General features: G+C 69.1%; 1 protein-coding gene. It reads right to left on the bottom strand.

Annotated elements, in window-relative coordinates:
- The coding region (locus DEJ24_RS16480) for a hypothetical protein (protein WP_111079670.1) at window positions 1-634 on the bottom strand (634 nt) is incomplete at its 3' end.
- Between the last annotated feature and the right edge of the window lie 145 nt (window positions 635-779).

Genomic DNA, 779 nt, shown 5'->3' with positions numbered 1-779 from the left:
TGACGGCGTCGGTCTTGAAGGTGTCGTTGAGCAGCTTCGCGGCGTCGGCGGAGACGTGGACGGTGGTGCCGGTCAGGATCGCGTTGTCGCCCTCGAGCTGCAGCGGCTTGAGCGAGCCGCCGTGGAGGGAGAACAGGTACGCGTTCGGGGCGGCGACCTTGCCGTTGACGAGGACGTCACCGTAGAGCTTCGAGGAGCCGGGGTTCACGACGAAGTTCTCGAGCGTGACGGTGGTGTCGCCGGCCTTGAGGGTCAGGCCGGAGTCGTCGTGGTTCAGCAGGCCCTGCACGTAGGGGCGGTACTTGCCGTCCGGGCTCCAGTAGGTGACCGAGCCGGAGGTGATCGGGAACGACACGGCGCCGTCGGCGAGGGTGGCGTTGCCGGAGACGCCCGGGGTCAGCTTCAGGGAGGTGAGGGCGTCGGTGAAGCCCTTGTCGAGGGCGACGGAGGTGTCGCCGCCGAGGACCTCGGGGACCGAGGCGACCGGTGCGGGGATCTTCGCGGCGGAGCTGGAGGAGACGGTGTGCACGGTCGGGGTCGACGCGTTCGCGGCGGACACACCGAACGCGGCGCCGCCGAGGACGAGGGCTCCGGTCGTGGCGAGGGTGATCGAGGTCTTCAGGGACTTGCGCATGTCTTCATTCCTTTGCTTGTCGCGCTCGGCGCGGTGGGTGACAGCGCGCCGAACACACCCCGCGAAGGGGTGGAGAACCAGCGGTGAGCTGCTGGTGAGCGCTGCGGGTGTTTCCCGGCTTGTGACAGTGGTTCGGGGCCACCCG

The sequence above is a fragment of the Curtobacterium sp. MCPF17_001 genome, assembly GCF_003234615.1.
Taxonomy (GTDB): domain Bacteria; phylum Actinomycetota; class Actinomycetes; order Actinomycetales; family Microbacteriaceae; genus Curtobacterium.
The sequence above is the reverse complement of the archived record's forward strand: the minus strand, read 5'-3'. Positions and strand labels throughout refer to the sequence as shown.